The organism is Clostridium sardiniense, from assembly GCF_019753795.1.
GTDB lineage: Bacteria > Bacillota > Clostridia > Clostridiales > Clostridiaceae > Clostridium > Clostridium sardiniense.
Genome location: NZ_JAIKTU010000020.1, coordinates 25,160 through 46,651 on the forward strand (window position 1 = coordinate 25,160; position 21,492 = coordinate 46,651).

Annotated in this window: 21 protein-coding genes, 1 pseudogene and 2 riboswitches; of the genes and pseudogenes, 2 read left to right on the forward strand and 20 right to left on the reverse strand. The window is 28.8% G+C overall.

Annotation, left to right across the window (positions count from 1 at the left end; all coding sequences use genetic code 11):
* Positions 1-4: 4 nt before the first annotated feature.
* The 12 genes and pseudogenes from K5V21_RS17735 to K5V21_RS17790 form a co-directional block, all read right to left on the reverse strand.
* Positions 5-1,666, reverse strand: a complete 1,662-nt coding sequence (locus K5V21_RS17735; RefSeq protein WP_221862390.1) for a PTS transporter subunit IIBC — start codon at positions 1,664-1,666, stop codon at positions 5-7.
* A gap of 23 nt (positions 1,667-1,689) precedes the next feature.
* Complete coding sequence (locus K5V21_RS17740) at positions 1,690-3,354, reverse strand: glycoside hydrolase family 13 protein (RefSeq protein WP_221862391.1); 1,665 nt, start codon at positions 3,352-3,354, stop codon at positions 1,690-1,692.
* A gap of 367 nt (positions 3,355-3,721) precedes the next feature.
* A pseudogene (locus K5V21_RS17745) lies at positions 3,722-4,714 on the reverse strand (LacI family DNA-binding transcriptional regulator).
* 160 nt (positions 4,715-4,874) lie between these two features.
* Positions 4,875-7,220 (reverse strand): hypothetical protein, encoded by a 2,346-nt coding sequence (locus K5V21_RS17750; protein ID WP_221862392.1) that lies wholly within the window; start codon positions 7,218-7,220, stop codon positions 4,875-4,877.
* Positions 7,221-7,239: 19 nt separating this feature from the next.
* Entirely contained in the window at positions 7,240-7,863 is a 624-nt protein-coding gene (locus K5V21_RS17755; RefSeq protein WP_204593943.1) for a BsaA family SipW-dependent biofilm matrix protein, read from the reverse strand.
* A gap of 28 nt (positions 7,864-7,891) precedes the next feature.
* On the reverse strand, positions 7,892-8,599 hold the full coding sequence (locus K5V21_RS17760) for a hypothetical protein (RefSeq protein WP_204593945.1): 708 nt from the start codon (positions 8,597-8,599) through the stop codon (positions 7,892-7,894).
* A 23-nt stretch (positions 8,600-8,622) separates the two neighbouring features.
* The gene (locus tag K5V21_RS17765) at positions 8,623-9,333 is read right to left on the reverse strand and encodes a BsaA family SipW-dependent biofilm matrix protein (protein WP_204593946.1); all 711 of its coding nucleotides are present in this window, start codon (positions 9,331-9,333) and stop codon (positions 8,623-8,625) included.
* A gap of 87 nt (positions 9,334-9,420) precedes the next feature.
* Positions 9,421-9,504: riboswitch (cyclic di-GMP riboswitch) on the reverse strand.
* A 45-nt stretch (positions 9,505-9,549) separates the two neighbouring features.
* A riboswitch (cyclic di-GMP riboswitch) is annotated at positions 9,550-9,633 on the reverse strand.
* A 187-nt stretch (positions 9,634-9,820) separates the two neighbouring features.
* Positions 9,821-10,330, reverse strand: coding sequence for a signal peptidase I (locus K5V21_RS17770; protein ID WP_221862393.1), 510 nt, complete (start codon positions 10,328-10,330; stop codon positions 9,821-9,823).
* A gap of 239 nt (positions 10,331-10,569) precedes the next feature.
* Positions 10,570-10,974, reverse strand: coding sequence for a gamma-glutamylcyclotransferase family protein (locus K5V21_RS17775; RefSeq protein WP_221862394.1), 405 nt, complete (start codon positions 10,972-10,974; stop codon positions 10,570-10,572).
* A complete protein-coding gene (gene pcp, locus K5V21_RS17780; RefSeq protein ID WP_204593949.1) occupies positions 10,968-11,609 on the reverse strand; it encodes a pyroglutamyl-peptidase I in 642 nt (213 codons plus the stop codon). Before pcp ends, K5V21_RS17775 begins: the two co-directional genes overlap by 7 nt.
* Before the next feature lie 78 nt (positions 11,610-11,687).
* Entirely contained in the window at positions 11,688-12,620 is a 933-nt protein-coding gene (locus K5V21_RS17785; protein ID WP_221862395.1) for a DUF979 domain-containing protein, read from the reverse strand.
* Positions 12,621-12,647: 27 nt separating this feature from the next.
* The gene (locus tag K5V21_RS17790) at positions 12,648-13,310 is read right to left on the reverse strand and encodes a DUF969 domain-containing protein (protein WP_341534795.1); all 663 of its coding nucleotides are present in this window, start codon (positions 13,308-13,310) and stop codon (positions 12,648-12,650) included.
* 272 nt (positions 13,311-13,582) lie between these two features.
* On the opposite strand from K5V21_RS17790, the gene K5V21_RS17795 reads away from it, so the two are divergent.
* Positions 13,583-14,014, forward strand: coding sequence for a nucleoside 2-deoxyribosyltransferase (locus K5V21_RS17795; RefSeq protein WP_221862396.1), 432 nt, complete (start codon positions 13,583-13,585; stop codon positions 14,012-14,014).
* Positions 14,015-14,060: 46 nt separating this feature from the next.
* Here the strand turns inward: K5V21_RS17795 and K5V21_RS17800 are convergent, their stop codons facing one another.
* The 4 genes from K5V21_RS17800 to K5V21_RS17815 all read right to left on the reverse strand — a co-directional run bounded on the left by K5V21_RS17800 (position 14,061) and on the right by K5V21_RS17815 (position 18,177).
* Positions 14,061-14,372: a hypothetical protein gene (locus K5V21_RS17800; protein ID WP_221862397.1), complete on the reverse strand. Its 312-nt coding sequence runs from the start codon at positions 14,370-14,372 to the stop codon at positions 14,061-14,063.
* A gap of 195 nt (positions 14,373-14,567) precedes the next feature.
* Complete coding sequence (locus K5V21_RS17805; RefSeq protein WP_204593954.1) at positions 14,568-15,953, reverse strand: radical SAM protein; 1,386 nt, start codon at positions 15,951-15,953, stop codon at positions 14,568-14,570.
* 205 nt (positions 15,954-16,158) lie between these two features.
* Positions 16,159-17,463, reverse strand: a complete 1,305-nt coding sequence (locus K5V21_RS17810; RefSeq protein ID WP_221862398.1) for a PTS sugar transporter subunit IIC — start codon at positions 17,461-17,463, stop codon at positions 16,159-16,161.
* A 99-nt stretch (positions 17,464-17,562) separates the two neighbouring features.
* Positions 17,563-18,177, reverse strand: coding sequence for an AAA family ATPase (locus tag K5V21_RS17815; protein ID WP_204593956.1), 615 nt, complete (start codon positions 18,175-18,177; stop codon positions 17,563-17,565).
* Positions 18,178-18,252: 75 nt separating this feature from the next.
* Between K5V21_RS17815 and K5V21_RS17820 the strand changes: the two genes are divergently transcribed.
* The gene (locus K5V21_RS17820) at positions 18,253-18,960 is read left to right on the forward strand and encodes a MurR/RpiR family transcriptional regulator (protein ID WP_221862399.1); all 708 of its coding nucleotides are present in this window, start codon (positions 18,253-18,255) and stop codon (positions 18,958-18,960) included.
* Between the two features lie 118 nt (positions 18,961-19,078).
* Here K5V21_RS17820 and K5V21_RS17825 read toward each other — a convergent pair whose 3' ends face one another.
* The 4 genes from K5V21_RS17825 to K5V21_RS17840 form a co-directional block, all read right to left on the reverse strand.
* Entirely contained in the window at positions 19,079-19,384 is a 306-nt protein-coding gene (locus K5V21_RS17825; RefSeq protein WP_221862400.1) for a rhodanese-like domain-containing protein, read from the reverse strand.
* Positions 19,385-19,501: 117 nt separating this feature from the next.
* Positions 19,502-20,140 carry a 4Fe-4S binding protein gene (locus K5V21_RS17830; protein ID WP_221862401.1) on the reverse strand — a complete coding sequence of 213 codons (639 nt, stop codon included), beginning with the start codon at positions 20,138-20,140 and terminating at the stop codon, positions 19,502-19,504.
* 154 nt (positions 20,141-20,294) lie between these two features.
* Positions 20,295-20,741 carry an ATP-binding cassette domain-containing protein gene (locus K5V21_RS17835; RefSeq protein WP_245000775.1) on the reverse strand — a complete coding sequence of 149 codons (447 nt, stop codon included), beginning with the start codon at positions 20,739-20,741 and terminating at the stop codon, positions 20,295-20,297.
* Positions 20,742-21,189: 448 nt separating this feature from the next.
* Positions 21,190-21,492 (reverse strand): LPXTG cell wall anchor domain-containing protein (locus K5V21_RS17840; protein ID WP_221862402.1); only part of this gene is annotated, 303 nt, incomplete at its 5' end.

Below are 21,492 nucleotides of genomic sequence, written 5' to 3' on the forward strand. Positions count from 1 at the left end.
TTATCTAAACTCCTAAAATATCTTGTACATTAGATTTTAATATATCTGCTTTAGGTCCATATATAGCTTGTACCCCTTTATCTTTTAAAATAAGTCCTATTGCACCATTTGATTTCCATGACTTTTCATCACCAACTAAACTTATATCTTTTACTGTAACACGAAGACGAGTCATGCAAGCATCCACATCTACTATATTATCTTTTCCACCAAGTAATGCAATTGCTTCCCTTGCAATATCATCATTTACTACACCTGAATTACTATTACTACTATCTTTTTCACCTTCTGAATCTTCACTGTCAATATAATTTCCTGCACGTCCTGGAGTAGCTATATTAAATTTCTTTATTAATACATTCATTATTCCAAAATTTGCAAAGAAGAATACTACTGCTACTATTAAGAAGTTTAATAAATCCCCAACTAATCCTGCATTTATCATAAGTGGAGTACGAGTTATTAGTTCTATAAATCCAAAAGCATGCACTCTTAAATTTAGTATATCAGCTAATGCAAATCCTATACCTGTAAGAACTGCATAAACTCCATAAAGAATTGGTGATGCAAACATAAACATAAACTCTAAGGGTTCTGTTACACCTGTTAAAAATACTGCTATTGCAGCAGAGAAAAATACTGTCTTATATTTTTTCTTCTTATCCGGATCAACATTTCTATACATTGCAAATGCTACCCCTATTAGTGAAGCACTTGATAATATTACTTGTCCCGCTTTAAAACGTGCTGGTGTGATACTAGTTAAAAGGCTATTATAAGCCGCCATATCCCCAGCTTGTTTAAAATTATTTAAATCAGTTATCCATGCAAGCCATAATGGATCTTGTCCTGCAACTATGGATCCAGCAGTAGGTCCAGTTAACATATGATATACACCGCCAAGTTCTGTATAATTTATAGGAACCGTTAACATATGATGTAATCCAAATGGTAATAGTAAACGTTCTAACATACCATATAAAAATGGTGCAATTACTGGCGCTGTATCTTTTGATGTTGCAAGCCATTGTCCAAATGAATTTAATCCATATTGTATAAATGGCCATACAAAAGATAATATTAATGCAGTAACTATTGAACCTGCTATAACTGCAAAAGGAACAAAACGTTTACCGTTAAAGAACGCTAAAGAGTTAGGTAATTTGTTGTAATTATAATACTTATTATATAAAACTGCCCCTAAGAAACCTGAAATAATACCAATAAATACTCCCATATTTAGAGCTGGTGCTCCAAGTACTGATATAAAATAATCTTTAGCTAATAATTGCTGTCCTGTAAATGACTGTACTACATCTATTGAAGTCTTAGCTAACATCTCTGTTGTAACTCCAAAGATTACTCCTGTTATTCTATTAGTTAATATGAAAGCTAGCGCCCCTGCAAATGCTCCCCCTGCACGTTCCTTAGCCCATGAACCACCAATAGCCACTGCAAATAATAAATTCATGTTATTGATTATTGCCCAACCTATATCCTCCATGACTTTTGCGCAAGTTTTTATGAAATCTACATCTACATATATTCCTATAACTTTACCTATTGAAATCATAAGTCCAGCTGCAGGCATAACCGCAACCACTACTAGCAATGCCTTACCAAACTTTTGCCAAAAATCAAATGAACCTAATTTAAATTTCTTCATCCCCTTATACCTCCTAAAATTACTTAAATATATTTATATACCCTACATTCATAAGGTCTTAATGTAAACTCTGTTAATTTATTATGTTTTTCAACATTATAATTGTTTAAAACTAAATTTTTATATTTCAGACCATATTTTTCATAATTATATTTGCTTTCATATTTAGATAAATTGCCTATAATAATATACTTCTCATTTCCAAGACTTCTTGTATATGCAAAAATTTTCTCATCATCTTCTAATATCAAATCATAAGTACCATATATTAAGGTATCACTAGATTTTCTAAGTTTTATAAGTCTTTTATAGAAAGATAAAATAGAATCCTCATCCTTTTCCTCATCACTTACATTTATATATTTGTAATTTTCATTAACCTTAATCCATGGCATTCCATCAGTAAACCCTGCATTTCTACTTGAATCCCATTGCATTGGCGTACGTGAATTATCTCTTGAAGTTGCAAAGACCTCATTCATTGCTTCACATTCGGAAATACCATTCTCAATCTTCTCATTATAATTATTTATACATTTTACATCCTTATAATCATCTATACTATTAAATTGTACATTAGTCATTCCTATTTCTTGACCTTGATAAATAAATGGTGTTCCTTGTTGAAGGAAATATGTTGCTGCAAAAGATGTTGCACACTCTTTTAAATACTCTTTATCATTTCCCCAAGTTGAAACAACCCTTGGGATGTCATGATTCTCTATAAATAATGCATTCCATCCTTTACCTTCTAATCCTTTTTGCCATCTCGTTAATACATCTTTATATGCTTTAACATTAAATTCTCTATCACTCTCATAGTCCCAAAGATGTAAATGCTCAAACTGGAATACCATATTAAATTTCCCTTTATCTTCTGATACCCAATCTTCTGCTTCTTTTGCACTTACACCATTTGCTTCACCAACAGTCATTATATTGTATTTTGAAAAAGTCTCTTCTTTTAATTCTTGTAAATATTCATGTATTCCATCTACATTCATGTGCTTATCAAAAGATGTTACGTACTTTAACCCCTTCGGGTTGTCCATATTTTCAAAGCCTTCCTCTTTTTTTATGTGACTTATTGCATCAACTCTAAATCCATCAATACCTTTATCAAGCCACCAATTTATCATTTTGTAGACTTCTTTTCTCATATCTTCATTTTCCCAGTTTAAATCTGGTTGTTTTTTAGTAAATAAATGAAGATAATATTGCTCACGCTCTTCGCTATACTCCCAAGCTGAACCTTTAAATATACTTTCCCAGTTATTTGGCTCTTTTCCATTCTTTGAATCCTTCCAAATATACCAATCTCTCTTCGGATTATCTCTAGATGATTTTGATTCTATAAACCATTCATGTTCATCGCTTGTATGATTAATCACTAGATCAATTATAAGCTTCATACCTCTATCATGTACCTCATTAAGTAACATATCAAAATCTTGCATATTCCCAAATTCATCAAGAATATCTTTATAATCGCTTATATCATAACCATTATCATCATTTGGTGATTTGTACATAGGACATATCCATATAACATCTATTCCTAAATCTTTTATATAATCTAACTTTGATATTATTCCTTGAAGATCCCCTATCCCATCTCCATTTGAATCTTTAAAACTTTTAGGATATATCTGATATCCAACTAGTTCTTTCCACCATACTCTATTCATTACATCAATTTCCTCTCACTATAAACTAATATTTTAGGTTTAGGCAAACGTTTGCCTAAATGTCAAAAATATAAGTGATTTATTAGAAATTAAAATTTTGGATTCTTTTATTTATTTACTAAAATCTTATAATTTATTTCTAAATCCTCACTATTGCTTACAATTTAATCTTTATAAATTTTTTTCTTTAAGTTTTCTAAATTTATAATATCAAACTTTGTAAATGTTATCAAAGGTTATAAGAATAGATTTTCCAATTAAATCTCATCTTATCTCTTCTTCTCTAGCTTATCCTTATTTTCTTGCGCAAACGTTTGCCCACTCTTCTAAAAATTCATTTTATTAAAATACAAATACTATATTTTTTCTATCTTTCTATAAAGTTAGTATCAACAATATAGTGATTTACCTTATTATCATTCTTATTATCTAACGAATTTATAAGTAACTTTGTAGCTTGATATCCAAGTTCTGTTGCGTTTATATCTATTGATGATATTGGTGGAATTTAATATTTTGCCATAGGTGTATTATTAAATCCTATAAGTTTTATTCCATTAATATTATTTTCAATTAAAAACTTATTTGCTCCAAAAGCTAAAAGATCTTCAGTTGTTACAACAATATTAGGCTTACTCTTTGATATTATTTTTTGCATAGCTTCATAACCACATGCCTCATTAAAATCTTCAGTTTCAATTACTTTATCTTTATCATAGCTTATACCATTTATCTTTAACGCCTCTTTAAATCCATTTAATCTATATCTAGATACATTCCAATCCTTCTTAGCACCTATAAATGCAATATTATTTTCTCCGTCTGATATGAATCTATTGACTACACTATACATTGCATTAAAGTTATCATTATCTACCCATAATATATCTTTATCATTATCTGGTCTTCCTACAACTACGAATGGAAATTTGATATCTTTTAGATATTTTATACATCTATCATTTTCTCTTGCTGCAAGTAAGCATATACCATCTAATAGATTACTAGATGCAAACTCTTTAATACTCTTTAGTTCATCTTCCTCATTTTTACTAAAGGCATACATTATATAATAACCGTTTTCTTCTGCTCCCATACTCATCCCCTTCATAGCTTCTACAAAGAATGGATTTTTAAATAAATCTGCAGCTTCACTAGGCAATACAACACCTAGTATTCTAGTCTTATTGCTCACAAGTCCTCTTGCCATTACATTTGGCGTATACCCTAATTTTTTTATTGCCTTATTTACTTTTAATTTAGTTTCTTCACTAATCTTATAGCTATTAGCTATAACTCTTGAAACAGTAGATGGAGCTACATTTGCTTCCTTTGCTACATCTTTTATTGTAACTTTCAAAACCTCAACTCCCCTTTAAACTTTTAGTTAAAATATATCATAATTTCTTTAATTATTCTATCTTCACTTTTCTATATTAATTTATTAATAAAAAATAATAAACAGAGAACTATACTTAAATAGAACTCTGTTTATTGTATTTAAATTTAACTTACTAAAGTTAAATATTTAGGGCTGTCTTTAATTTATTAACTATAGTTTGCCCAAACTCAAACCATCCATCATCTGAATAAGCATTATCTATAGTTATATTAGTGTTATCTATATCTGATCCCATTGTAAAAGTATAACCTTTTACTTCATCACCATTTATTGATTCTAATTTATAATTCATAGGCACACTTTCCTTTACGGTATATACTACACCATACTTAATGTCTTGGAATTGTCCTATTTGTCCATTTTTAAGCGCTATACTTTGAGTACTACCATCATTACCAATCAAATTAATTGTAAATATTTGATTATCTACTGACTTTTTTTCATCATTATTTAGTGAATTATAATTATCTACTACTTTTTTTATATTTATTACTCCAGTTCTCTCTTTAATATTAAAATCTACTCTTGATCCATTTATCTCTTTTCCATCATAGATTATACTAGCATAATTAACACCTTTTCCAATTATTCCGCTTGGAACAATCCAATCTGTATAAACATTTAATATTTTCCCTGGATCTATAGATATATTACTTGAATCTATAGTTGAATTTATATTATCTCTATCAGTTCTAAAGCTCCATTTTCCATTACTATAAGTTACTCTTTTTAAATCATAACAATTTAAATTATCTTGTAACTTTAATCCACTAATACTCAAAGGTGTATCTCCATTTAAAGTATCATTTTTTATAGATACTTTAAATGTAACCTTATCTCCTGCCATTAATGTAAATGGCTTTTTTTCGTAATCAAGTTCTTTTCCGTTTCTTTCAACGTTAACTATACTCTTACTAATATTTACTTTAGGATCTAACTCTGTTTTAAATTTTATAGTGTCAGAATCACTAATACTTAATTGATTTGAAAAATATGTTCCTGTAGCTGTTACTTTATTATTGAATGTATTATTTATATCACTAAGTCTAGTTGATTTATTTATATACTTTAATGTACTTTCATCTTCTAATGTTATGCTATTACCAGGTTTTAATAAATCTAAATTTCCAGAGCTACCATCGCTATTTTTTATTATTACTCCAGACTTAATATTAGTAGAATCATAATTAGAATTTATATCTAAAGTTTTATTATTATCAGCTATCTTTATATTATCAATATCAGTATCTCCAATGTTACTTACTATAAATTTAAAATATAATGTCTTATCTGATGGTACTTTAGGAATATTCCCATTATCAGTATTTAAAATTATTTCATCACCCTCTATTGATTTTATATCACTTTTATCTAATATATTTTTATCTACTTCAGATGATTTTAAATAAGCTATTTTCTTTACTTGTATTTTAGGTTTCTTTACTGCATAAAGAGATAATTTTGTTACTCCACCATAATTACACCATTCACTTGTCAATAAGTCTATTGCATGTTTTGAGTTTCCATATCTATTGCTTTGTATAATTTTAGTTACGTCTCCTAAAATAGTATTACCACTTTTATCTTTTATAGCATCATTTAAATCTACATGCCAACCATCAATTATACTATTGTATTTATCTAGATTTTGAGCAACACAAGTATTATGATCTCTTGTTCCCCAGTATTCTCTCTTAAACTCTAATAAATTATTGGCTCCATTTCCATCAATAAAATTAATTTTCTTATTTGGAGTTGATGAATTCCTATACGTTGCAAAATTAATATCTGTTGTCATTTCATCAACTAAAACGGATATCAAATCATTTGCACCTATAAACATTGCGTGTGATTTAGGCGCAGCTAAATAAAACTCATAATCATTGGTATTAATTCCATTTAAATCAGCTATTCCTCTGAATAAGTTCCAATCTTGCGTTGTATAATCTTCTGTAGTTGACTGATTCCACTTCTGTGCTGTTCCATTTACAGAATTCCAATTTAAGACCTGTGGTAAATTATAAGGCTTAGTGTCGCCTTTATTGCTTCCCTCGAACCACCTCTCTAAGTTTCTGTAATCTATAGTGTAATTATTATTATTTTCCATCATAAATTTTGTCCTTAAAGTTGCTCCAGTATTAGCAGGCTCATTAGTGTAGTACCACCCACCCAAATAATGTTTTCGAACCTCTTTAGCATTTTGTGGACTATTTAATATATTTTGATTGTTAAATATATTCTCAAAATAATCTGCTGATATTCCATATCTATTATAATCATTATAATTCGTTGAATTTACTCTACTCATATCATTCTTCGTCCATCTTAGTGGAATCTCTATAATTCCACTTGTATCATTACTGACTAATTTATTTCTATTTGCATTTGCAGCTTGCGGAACAATATAGTTTATAATCATAAAGACAGAAAGCATTACAACTAAAAGTTTATTAATCTTTTTCATATCTACTCCCTCCCCTTACTTACTTTACGTATCCATCAATTATCTCATCTAATTTATCCATCGTCTTATCTGATATTGTGTTATTTATATTCCACTCTTTTCTTAATGCCTCTTTATTTACTTGTATAGCTTCTGAGCTAACATTTACGGAGAAATTCCTATTTTTAAAACTTTCTATATCTTCTTGTGATATATTATTTTTTAATGATATAGACTTTAACAAATCACTAGTACTCTCTCCAGGATTTAATATTTTATTGTAATAATAATAACCATCGTTATCTTTTATCCAATCTTCTTTCCATGTGTTTGAAAAGTTTAATTGCACCTGATTTGATGCTGATGTTGTAAGTTTAGTTACTTTTCCGTTCTCATCTTTTTCTTCGTCCCATTGAGGATTTATTATAACTCTAACTATTACAGGATTTTTTCCTGTATTTTTTATAGATACAACCTTTTTAATCTCCTCATTACGTGATACATCTTTAGCTGAATCTTTATCGAAGTTTTCATTAATTTCTGTGCTTATACTTCCTATTGTAAATTTATTCTTTTTACTTTCTTTACTTGAAAAGTATGCTAATGAAGCAACTGTAGTTGTAAATAAAAGAATTATCCCTAATGTTAATCCTACTTTTTTCATTTTCTACACTCCATTTAATAGTATTTTACTAATAATTTTTATATTTTTTCTTTTTTATAATTAAAAATATTCCTATTCCAATAAGCACACAAGCAAGTCCATATCCGCATATTCCTACATATCCAGTCCTTGGAAGTATATTCTTTACATTGTTTATAGTATTAGAAATATCATTTCCTAGACCACCTTCGTGGCTTTCCTCCTTGGTACTCATCACTTTATCTGGACTATCTGTCCCAATAGCTGTAAAAATCCAATCTATATCTACCTTTTTGTTCTTATACTTATTATCCGTTGCTTTCCCATCTAGAATAACTTTTGCATTTAAAAGTTTTTTCTCTCCTGGTTTGACAGTACCTAAACTTATATTATTTCTTAATCCATTTTCTCCACTTACAGTGCCATGGTATATGTTCTTACTATCATAATTTATTGAAAGATCTAATACTTGACATAAATCTACTTTTTGTTGTGCTCCTACTCTTTCGGCTTTCATAAACACTTCAAAAGGTTCTTTTAAATTATTTTCTACAGTAAGAGTCCCACTTACTGAATCACCAGGTAACATTCCCTTCTTTTCTAGAAATATATCACTGTTGTCTTTTGTATAGATAAAATGAATTCCAGTTTTATCTATTCTAATATTAGAGGGTGGCAACTCTGCTGCCACCCCATTGGTAGTTATTCCTAAAAGAAGTGAAATAAATAGTATGAAAATCTTTAAAGATTTTTTCATAATATCACTCCTTGATTATTCTATTATTTTGCTAACTTTGCTTTTGGTGCTTCTGCTGTATTGGTATCAGTATTAGCTTGTGTTTTACCTTGAATTTGAAGTGATTTTAATTTTTCTGAAACAGCTGATGGTACATCCCCCCATGCTGATGCAAATGCATCATTTGAAGCTTGAACTGATTCTGCTGTTACATCAACTGTAAATCCATTTCCTAAAGCAGATTTTTCTGTGTCACTTGCTAGAGTTACTGAGTCCAATAATCTTGGAGTACTTGATCCTGATTGTCCTTGTGGTGCTAAAACTCCTATATAATAGAAATATCCATCTCCACCATTAAACCATTGGTTTTCTGTAACACTTTTTGTTAAATTTACTTTATTTAATAATATATCATCTAAATCTGTTGAGTTTAATGCTGTATTTACTTCACCAGTAGAGGTTACCCAATTTGGTGATAACTTAACTCTTACGAATTGTCCATAATTTGCTGTACTATCTACTTGTACATCCTTATTTACAGTATCTCCTGGAATCATATTCTTAGCTTGATTTGGATCGAAGTTCTCGTTTATATCTATTCCAGCATCTCCACCCTTATCTTCTGTTCCATTAGCAATTGTGCTAAATGAGTTCTTTACTGTTTCCTTTGATGTAAAGTATGCTAATGATCCTATCGCTAATGATGCTACTACTACAACTGCTGCAATTACACTCAATATTTTCTTCTTTTTCATTTGTTACTTCCCCCTATATTGGATTTTTTTTAAATATTTAAGAATTTTTGTAAGTAAGAGCCTTAAAAAAGGACTAATACAGTATATTTGTGAATTAGCCGGTTGCACTACTAGCTCCATATATTCCAAGTGCCCAAATATAGAACATACTTCAAAGCATCTATATTAAATTAATTTTAAACATAAAAAAAACTAATCTATATTTTATCCTTAATAATATAAATTAGTCGGTTGCACTACTAGCTCCATATACTCCAAGTGCCCACATACAGAATATATTTCAAAGCTCCTATATTTTTTATTTTAATAATCTTTCGTTAATTTCATTATAGATATTATCATTTGATATAAAAGAGAGTCAATATGTTTTACACAACCTTTACTAAGTATACATATCATTAATATTTGTTTTAATTTATATATATTTATCAAAATAAAAAAGAAATATAGTAAATATATCTATACTTCTTTTAATATTTTTATATAATTATTTTTTTCTTCCAACTAAGAATGATAGTCCAAATAAAGCTAATATCACAACTAATATTAGAACTAAGTTCTTTTGAACAAACTGAGAAACTTTTCCGAGATAAGGTATGTGGAACATAACCTTTCCTATAACTTGATTTTTCTGAACACTTATTGGATCCACTACATTATTAGCATCACCTTTTGTTATAAATTCTTCTCCATTATTTATAACCTGATTAACTCTATGAGTAGTAATTGTATTGCTATTTCTTCCTGTAAAAGTTATTACATCCCCTACATTTATTTCTTGATCCGTTCCATCTTTTACAACTACTAAGCTACCTGGATTTATAGTAGGTTCCATACTCCCTGTTAATATGTAATATGAGCTATATCCTAATATACTTGGATGTTTTCCTTCTTTTGATCCTATTATATTTATTCCAGCTAAAAATATAACAGCTATTATAAATAAATAAAATATACAATTTCCTATGACTGCTAAAGAACTCTTTCTCTTCTTCATATCTTTACCCCTTTTATCTTATGATTTTATCTTAATATTCATTTATTAGTCCTTCTTTAGTCTATATACATTACTATTTATTGTCAATTCTCTTTACAAATTGTTAAACAACCATACCTTGATTACAAGTAGAAGTTAATTATATTATTAAATTTATTTTTCTTTGACCCTTATTCATATTTAATTATGAAAAAGCAGTTTAGTACGACCATCATACTAAACTGCTTCATATATTTATATTATCTATTTACCCAGTCCCCACTGCTAACTTTAAGGAGCTTATCTATTCTGTTCCTATCAGCTTCCTTATTATATCTGTAGAAATATGCTTTTTCTTTAGCACCATTCTCTAAAGAAACATCCACTATTTCTCTTATATATTCTGAATTTTTATCCTCTTCATTATAATTCTCTAGCCCATCTAATTCTCTCAATGTCTTCTTAAAATCTTTAAGTTCCATTAATTCTCCAACAACCTTACTGTCCCCACAGATAGCTGCTGGATATCCCTTATTTTCTATATGAAACAATTCCCCACAAACTGTTCCACTTTCTGACCCTTTAACCTTACCCTTAAGTAACTTCTCATAGTTGAACATCCCACTTCTAAGGCTTCCATACACAAACACTTTTTCTGTTAGCATATTTCTCCACCTATCGCTTTTATATCTTCATTGTATATAGTACATGCTTCTATTGATAATTCTATCCCCTTTATTATCTCCTCTAATGACATAAATGGTGTATTCTTTTTGTCTATTACTTGAGATGTTACATAAGGGATGTGAATAAAACCACCCTTAATATTTGGATACTTCTTATCAATCATATATAAAATCCCATACATTACATGATTACATACAAAAGTTCCTGCTGTATTTGAAAGTGTACTTGGTATTCCATTCTCATTTAAGTGCTTAACCATTCCCTTTACTGGTAAGCTTGAGAAATATGCTGCCTTTCCATCTTCTCTTATTGGTTCATCAACTGGTTGATTACCTTCATTGTCTTTAATTCTAAAATCATTAATATTAATTGCCACTCTCTCTGGAGTTATATCAAATCTTCCTCCAGCCTGACCTATTGATATAACAATATCTGGCTTATGCTCTTCTATTGCTTTTTCTATTGCACTTAGTGATTTTTCATAAACAGTTGGTATTATAAGCTTTATTACTTCTGCACCATTTACATTTTCACTAACTCTCATAACTGCTTCTTGCGCTGGATTTATTTTTTCTCCTCCAAAGGGATCAAATCCTGTTAATAATACTTTCATCAATAACTCCTCCTTTGTTTTTCTAAAATTGTACTCTTAAATTGTTTCATAAAAAATTCTTTTTATTAGAACAATTTATTAAAATGCTAAGAAATACATTGCAAATATGTGTAAAACCAATAACACTATTGCTGCTGGTGCTTGATATTTTATTACTTCATACTGATTCTTACATTCTAATAATGCTGATGGTACTATGTTAAAGTTTGCTGCCATTGGTGTTAAAAGTGTTCCGCAATATCCAGCTGTAAGTGCAAGTGCTCCAACTACTGCTGGATTTCCACCTTGTGCAAGTACAAAAGGTACTCCAATTCCAGCTGTAATTACTGAAAAGGCTGCAAATCCATTACCCATAACCATTGTAAATAGTGCCATTCCTAGTACATATGCTACAACTCCAAAGAATCTATTATCTTGAGGTACCACACCTGATATATATTGTGATATAACTTCGCCAACTCCAGCTTGTGTAAATAATGCACCTAACGCAACTAATAATTGTGGTAACATACTTGTTGGACCCATTTGATGAAGAAGTCTAGCTCCATCATTTACAGCTTCTTTAGGCTTAGCCTTAGTTATTGCAAATGCTGCTATCATAGCTGCTATTGCTCCTACCCCTATAGCAAATTGTGATGAATTTTTAAAATCTGTAAGTATCATTGCAACTGCAACTGCTGCAAATGCTAAAACCAATGACGGAATAAATACCTTGCTCTTTACTCTTTCAGAGGCTCTTTGTCCTTCTTCTTCTGTCGCCATATCATACTTTGCAAAAACAACTTGTTTTGAAAGTGTTAAAAGACTTGATAATACTAATATTCCACCAACTACATTTGCAGGCAACATCTTACCAAATATAAATGGTAATGATATCATAGCCCAAAAGGCTGCTGTAAAATATCTTTTATTTGAATCTATTGTTTTAAATGATTTATATGCTATTACTAACATAAGTAAACCCATTAATACATAGAAAATTTCTAACGCTATATCTATAAATCCTTGCATATCTTATCCTCCCATCCTACGTATAAATTACTTACCGTACTTCTTTTTCATCTTCTTATCATATAAATGATTTTGTAATGCTGAAATTAAGAATGCTACTACTGCCATTATTATACTAGCCTTTGCTATACTTAAAGCTGTAACATTGTATCCAAATTCAGTTAATGTACTTGATATTAAAAGCACGCCTGAACTTCCAGCAAAAAGATTTTGTCCAAAGAAGTTTCCATAATTTTCAGATGCTGCTGATAATGCCTTTATCTTTTCTACATCTTTTTCTTCTATTTCCCCATACTTACTATTTGCAGCTGCTTGAGCCATTGGATTAACTATTGGTCTAACAAATTGGGGATGTCCACTTATTCTTATTGAAAGTGCTCCAGTGATTTCTCTAATTAATGTATAAGCACTTAAAACTCCTCCTGTTGTAAGTTTCCCTAACTTTTTCACTAAATAGATTGCTCTTTGTCTTAATCCATATCTTTCTAATACTCCTATAACAGGTAATGTTAATATAAACAATGAAACTGCTCTATTTGCTACAAAGGATTGTCCAAGTACAGTTAAAATTTCATTTAAATCCATTCCTGCAACTAATCCAGTTGCAAGTCCTGCTACTAAAACTGTAAATAAGGTTTCTACCTTAAACGTAAAACCTAATATTACAATTAAAACTCCAATTAACTTAATCATTAGTTACTCTCACTCCCATCTACTGTTCTACTAATCTACTTTTCTGTTTTTTCAAAAAATTTAATTAATTTATATCTTGTTTAAAATAATATATCATTTTATTTACATTTTCAATATATTTTTAATATTCTATTCATATATTGTCATAATTTATTACACTTAGTGTAAAATCAAATCTATAGTAAAGCATATGTTTATAATTCTAGTATTTTTATTTATAATATAAATTGACTAAAATTAATTAAATAATTTGACTTGGAGGAATATTAATGAAAAAAGTATATTTAGCTAGCCCATTCTTTAACGATGCTGAACTTGATAGAATGAAAAGTGTCCTTAAGGTTTTAAGAGAAGAAAAGGGCTTTGATGTTTTTGCGCCATATGAATTAAAAAGTGATTTAGAATTCGGATCATTAGAATGGAGACATGAAACTTTTAAAGCAGATACTGATAATATAAAAGAGGCTGATGTAGTTGTTGCAATTATAAGTAATGGTAACTATTCTGATAGTGGAACTGCATGGGAATGTGGATATTCATACGCAATCGGTAAGCCTGTTATTATTGTTAACTTAACAGAAAATCCAGTAAACTTAATGATAAGCGATAGTCTACATGCTTATATAGATTCTATAGATGCACTTAGAGCTTATGATTTTGAATCACTAGAAACAAGTACTTATATAGGGAAAGTATTCTAAAAAAATACACCACTTAAATTTAAGTGGTGTATTTTTTACATTTCAACTATTCTTCTTTATTTTTATCTATGTTTCTATATCTCCTTAATCTGTTATTACAAATTTCTCTATCTTCATCATCAAATATATTCTTATACTTCTTATCTAATATTAATCTTTCTAAAGATAATTCTTCCTTATTAGAACTAATTAAAATTTCTAGCCCATTATCATCATCATCTCTAATTAATGATTTAGCTGCATAAAGTGCACCTTTAACATTAATTTTTTGAAGCATATTATCCAATTTATAACCACACTGTAAATCTACTTCCTTATATATCTTTAGCATGTCCCCATATAATTCAAAACTGTTCATAGCTTCCTCCATAATTACTTTAATTTACTATAATATTAAGTATACATTATAACTGAACTTCTTAAAATAATAAAAATTAAGAATTATTTAACAAAGTCTAAGAATTATCTACCAAATATAAAAGAATTATCTAAATGCTATCCCTTTATAACCCTTAGATAATTCTTTATTAAAATATAATTTATTTATTGAATTCTAGCCTTTTGAAAATTCGTAGTTTCCTGTTCCATCAAATTCTTCTTGGAATTCCTTTTCTGCATATCCTTCAAAATCCTCTGCAAGTTTATCTAATTTCTCCATAAATTCAGGATCTTTTACCATTAAATCTGCACTAGGGTGTGTAGGTCTAGCTCCTGTAACTTTTACTATTTCTCTAATTTGGTTAGGATTATCAATCATAGGACAAGGCATTAATAAATTCTTATTATACGGTTGTCTCTTTCTTAATTCTTTAAAGTATGGACTTTGGAATGCTTCTACGAGTGGTCTTCCCTTTACATTATCTGTTGAGAAATGTGAGAAAATACAAGGTTCAACATCTTCTTTTGAATTTATATGGCAGTAATATTTTCCTGCAATACATCCTCCAACATATGGTGCATCATTGAAGAAGTCTATAGGGAATATCTTCTTAGTCATTCTAATTTCTCTAGTTCTCTTTCCAAGTTTTAATCTTTGTTCTGGTGTTAACATAAGATCCATATCTTTAACTGGTTCATCTCCAATTGGCATAAACATGAAGTACCATATCATTCTAGCACCTTTTTCTATTAACATATCAATGTACTTATCTGAGGTAACAACATCTACATTGTTCTTAGCAGTAGCTGAAGAAACTCCAAATGGTATTCCTTTTTCTCTTAAAAGATCCATACCTTTCATTACAGCATCAAATACTCCTTCTCCTCTTCTTGCTTCTGTCTCTTCTTTAAATCCTTCTAAAGAGAACATTGGCATAACATTACCTAGTTCAGCAAGTTTTTCTGCTAATTCTTCATCAAATAAAGTTCCATTAGTAAATGGAGTAAAGAATACATCATTGTATTTTTTATATATGTCTAACATATATTCATTGAAGAAAGGTTCTCCACCTAGTATTACTATGTAGTATATACCTAAGTCTCTAGCTTCTTTTATTAATCTATCTACTTCCTCAAATGGAATATCATCTTTTTTACTGTAATTAGCTGCATAACAGCCTGTACATCTTAAGTTGCATCTCATTGATGGACTAATTAATATTGTATAAGGAATTTTTGTATCATATTTTTCTCCTTGCTGTTCTCTCTTTGGTATTCCATACCATGTAGCATTTCCAACAAAATTAGCAAAGAACTTAGATAAACAATTCTTATTTGTGTTCTTAAGTATATCTTGAATATAATCATGAACAGATGGTATTTCTTCATAGTATCTTTGTACTTCATTTATTGAATTTCTAGTCTCATCATCTCTTATACCTTTTCTTATTATATTGAAAATTTTATCGACATTTTTCTCTGGGTTATTTTCTAATACTTGTATTCCTGCTTTTATAATTGCTTCTTTTGTTCCTTTTTTTATGGTATCTTTAATACCCATAAAATCACCTCTCTAATGAAATATTTCTTTAAAATTGGCACTATAACCTATAAATTCGTCCCAATATATTCCATTGTATTCTTACTAGAAAACAATATCAACTCCTCCCACATAATGTTAATATTAATTTCACTTTATTATTCTTTATTAATTTTTTGTTAGTAAAATGAAAAAAACGATAAGTTTTACTTATCGTTTTTTTTAATTAATCTATTATTTCATTTTCTGATTTCATTAGATTCTTCTCAAAAATCTTAAAAAATGGATAATATATTAATGCACTTAATGGAACCATTAAAAGTACAAATATTACATTCTTAAAATCCATTCCTGATAAATATGCCTGAACAAAAAATGGCGTAAATGAAGGGTCTACAATATATCCTGGTGTTACTATTCCTGTAAGTTGTACCAAATATCCTAAAGTACACGTAACTATAGGCGTAATTATAAATGGAATGCCTAAAATCGGATTAAATACTATTGGACATCCAAAAATTATTGGTTCATTTATACCACATATTCCTGGAACTACAGAAAGTTTACTCAATGTCCTTAAATGGGTAGATTTACTTCTCCACATTAATAATATAAGACCTAGTGTATTTCCGGCTCCTCCAGCAATTGCATATCTAAACATTTGCAGATTCATAATCTGAGTTGGCTGCCCTCCTGAAGCAACTAAATCAGCATTAATACCTGTATTTGCAATACCTAGTGCAAATACAATTGGGAATATTATTGATGTTCCATTAACACCAAATACCCAAAGTATATTACCAAAAGTTATTATAAATAAGAATCCCCAAATATTATCAACAGAGGATAATGCAGGTGTTAATATATTCATAATGTTTTGTGGTAAATTAGCTCCTGTATAATTAATTAATACTATGTTTAATCCATATAAAACTACTATATTTATAAGTAAAGGAAATAATGAGTTTACAAAAGAAGTAACTGCTGGTGGCACCGTATCTGGGAATTTAACTTGCCATCCTCTTTTTTCTATAAATCTTGTAATCTCCACAGATAATAAAGAAATAATAATTGCTACAAATAATCCATTAGCACCTAAAAACTCAGTTGATAACTTTCCGTCTACAACAGGTGCTGAAACCATCAAGAATACAGCGGTAGATATAAGCCCTGACATTGCTGCATTCATCTCATATTCTTTTGCTAGTGAATATGCTATTGCAAAAGCTGTCATCATTCCAACTATCCCCATTGTCAAATCAAATGGCGTTGTTAATATACTATAATTTGCTACAGCGAACTCCTTCCAAGCAAGTAAGAATTTTATAAATATATTTGCAGTATCAGCATTTACTAACTCAAGATTTATTGGTGGATTTGCAATTATTAAAAATATTGATCCTACAACTATTAAAGGTAAAGTCATCATCATTCCTGTTGATACTGACTTTAAATGTATTTCATTTCCTATCTTAGCCCCTATTGGCGATAATATTGAATCTAGTCGCATTAAAAGTTTATTTTCTCTCATATGTATGCCCCTTTAACCTTTTTCTATTTTGTTTTATTTTATATCTTCTATAGCAATTTATCTTATAGAAGATATAAAATATTTAAGTACAAATTAATATTAATATTGCCATCCATTATATTTAAATGTTGATGGAACTACATTTTCTGGGTTATATTCTTCTAATATTTTCTCATAACGTTCTTTATAATCATTATCTACTTTCTTTTGTGGAATAACTAAGCTTGCCTCATTTAAGAAATGGAAAGAATCACGTCCCATCTCTGCCCCTCTTACAGTATGCTTATCTAATGCTATATCAGGTATTTCAGGAACTTGTCCCATAGCAAATCCTTTTATGATTATATTCTTTAATAAATCACTTGAACGATCTTTTTCACATTGACATAAATAACGTATTGCATGTATGAAGTATATTGGACGATCTCCATCTGCATAATCAAACTCTTTTCTCATTTGATTTAAATTATTTATAATAATTGATGCATTATTGTCTCCCATACCTATATCTTCAACTGTAATTGTAAGTAATCTTCTCCAAAGTTTATCTTCCATTTGAGGGGAAGTTATGTACATTTCATAGGCAAACTGACAAGCTTCTTCAACCATTCCTCTTCTAATTGATTTTTGTAGAGCTGAAATAACTTCATCCCCACTTAGCCCATTACGTGTTTTAACTTTTGCCCATGGATCTTGAATAAATTTTTTTGTCATTATAAAAACTCCTTTACTTTAATTTATTTGTTTTGAAAATTTTGTATAGTATAATAACCATAAGGTGGTGATATTATGAACATTGAAAATCTTTGCGATAAATACCAACTAGATACTCTTGAAACAAAAATAGTCTCATATCTTTATAATAATATTGATAATTTAAAGAATATTGGTATTCGTACAGTTGCAAAAGATAATTTTACTTCTACATCAACAATATTTAGACTTTCTAAAAAGTTAGGATTTCAAGGATACTCTGATATGATTAATCAAATATCATCCCAAAATGAAGAAAGCTCTAAAAATAATAAATTTGGCTTCTATATGAATGTAACTAATGAGGCATCTGAGAAATTTGATACCTTTTCTACTCTTATGAAAAAATACTCCAATAAACAATTAATGGTTGTTGGACTCGGATTTTCTCAAATGGTTGCAAATTACATAAATGAAAGACTATTAGTGTCTGGATTTCGTAGTATCTCTACTGTTCATATGCAACTTCTTTCAGAAAGTCATAAAGATGAAGTACTTCTTATAGTAATTTCTGAATCTGGACACACAGCGAGACTTGTAGATATAGTATCTCAAGCTAATAAAAATGGTTTAGATATCATAAGCTTTGTTGGTGATGAAGCATCTAAAATTGCTAAATCTTCAACACTAACATTTCCAGTTGAAGGTTATAATAAATTCAATGCCCTTAATAATATCCCAAATACTTTCTTTGGAGAAACCATTCTACTTTTTGAGTATTTACTAGCTAATTATTATCAATAGATAATATACATTGATTATATTATTTATTGGCTTTTATACAATATTATTGGAATTTTAAAAAACGTGTTTTCTATTTGAAAACACGTTTCTAATTATATTTAACTATATTTATAAATTACTATCCTCTATATGTTGAAGTTCCTCCAGAGATATTTACAACCTTAAAACCGTCTCTAGATAATGCATTACATACTCTACTACTCCTTGCCCCTGATTGGCATATTATGTGATATTCTTTTTCCTTATTTAAATATTTACTTGAATCTGATAATAATTTATTCATTGGTATATTTTTAGCATAAGGTACATGCTTAACTTTATATTCATATGGCTCTCTTACATCAATTAAATTTATCTCTTTTAACTTTCCTCCAATATTGTCTATATTTACTGAATTATATTTTTTATTTAAAAATGAAAACATAGCTTTCTCCTCTTTTAATTATATATAAATATTTATATATTTTAATATCCGTATATCTAAATATTACGATATATATCTCTTAAAAAAATTCTCTTTTTAAGAGATTATAATAAACTTTTATTTAAGTTTCATATTTATAGAATCCTTCGGACATGAGAATGTACATTTTTTACAAGATATACATTGAGTACTATTAATTATTCCTCCTTTAAATTCACTAGGCTTTAGTCCCATAGGACATTTTTTAGCACAAATATTACATGATACACATGTCTCTTTTACTTCAATTCCAGTATTACGTCCTCTTAATTTTGCTATAAAGCCAGCAATTAATCCCATCGGACAAAAATTACACCATATTCTTTCATTAAATATAACTCCTAATACTACTGCTACGATAGATGTTATAAGTATTATTCTATAGAATACAAATCCTATTCCAGACACATCTCCCCAGTTTTTTATAACTCCGCTCGTAAATACCCCTATTACGAATAACACCATAAAGATTCTAAACATAGTACTTCTAAAAAATTTAGGTGACTTCTTTCCTCTTGAAATTTTACTCAATATATTGTCATAAAAATTTCCCCTTGGGCAAAAGTTCCCACACCAGAACCTTCCCTTCCCTAATATTGATAATACTAGTGGTGCTACCATACATATAATAGCCAAAACACCAAATATAAAATTAAATGGTACCAGTACTAGAAAAAGTAAAAAGATTACGTACCCATATTTTTTATATAGATTCATCCTACACCTCCATATACCCCAGTGGGGTATTTATGAATTTATTATATATTCTCTTATACTGTATGTCAAATGCCAAAATAAGTGAGTATATATCCTAAATGTTAAAAAGTCTACCTTGAACTTAGATATTCAAAATAGACTTTTTATATCATATTTAACATATTATAAATGGTCCTACTTCTGTATAAATCACCTCAAGCTTACGCTCATATATATCTTCCATTATTCTTATAAACCTTTTTTCATAATTCTCTTCATTACAATCTATTGAGTCTACTATTTTATTATTATTTAAAATTATTATTCTATCTCCATACCTTAGAGCTAAGTTAATATCATGTAATGTAATTAATGTAGTTAAATTCTTTTTCTTTATTAAATTCTTCATAAATCTAAAGAAATCATGTTGTTTAACATAGTCTAGGAATGTATTTGGCTCATCTAAAAGTAATATGCTGCATTTTTGAATCAATATTCTTCCCAAATACACTAGCCTTCTTTCTCCACCACTTAACTCTCCTATGAACTTATTTTTTAAATGCACTATATTAAGCTCATTTAATATATCTTCCACAAGTTTATAATGATCTTCATTTGGCATTTCAAACACTCCAAGATAGGGAGTTATCCCCATCAATATAATATCTTCCACACTATAAAATTTATCAGTTTATGTTATTGTTTTATCACTTTTATTTACTATATATTTATTCTTTAAAATAATTTCCACTTCTTTGTTAGATAATATCTTTTACTCATATTTTTCACCGCTTAAATTTATTATATAAAAAAATGACCTGCATACATATACTTCCTTTTTGAATTATCTACTATATAACTTAAAGTACTAATGTACTTATGACTCAGGTTATAATAATTCTACTAACTCCCAAGAAATATTTAATACCGTTTTTTCATATTTCTTCGTTTAATTTATAAAAAAATGAAGTATGCTATTTCTTCATACTTCATTTTCAATGAAATTTTAATTAATTCTAAATATCTACACTCTTTAATTTATAGCTACTTAACTAAAATATTAAAGTTTCTTATTTTTTATCATTCTTTTTCTTTGATGTAAAGAGTCCTCCAATTGCTACTAATATACTTCCTACTATAGGTAATGAGCTAGTTGAGCCTGTAGCTGGTAATGTTACCTGTTTATCATCTGAATTATTTGTTGATTCATTTTCTATATATTTATCATTATTTTCTACAGTTATTATTATTGTCTTTATTGTTTTAGCACCTTGACTATCTGTTACTTCATAAACTACTTTGTAAGTGCCTGGCTTGTTTACATTTACTGTGTTTTCTATCACTTTAATCTTATTTGTTATATTTCCGTCTTC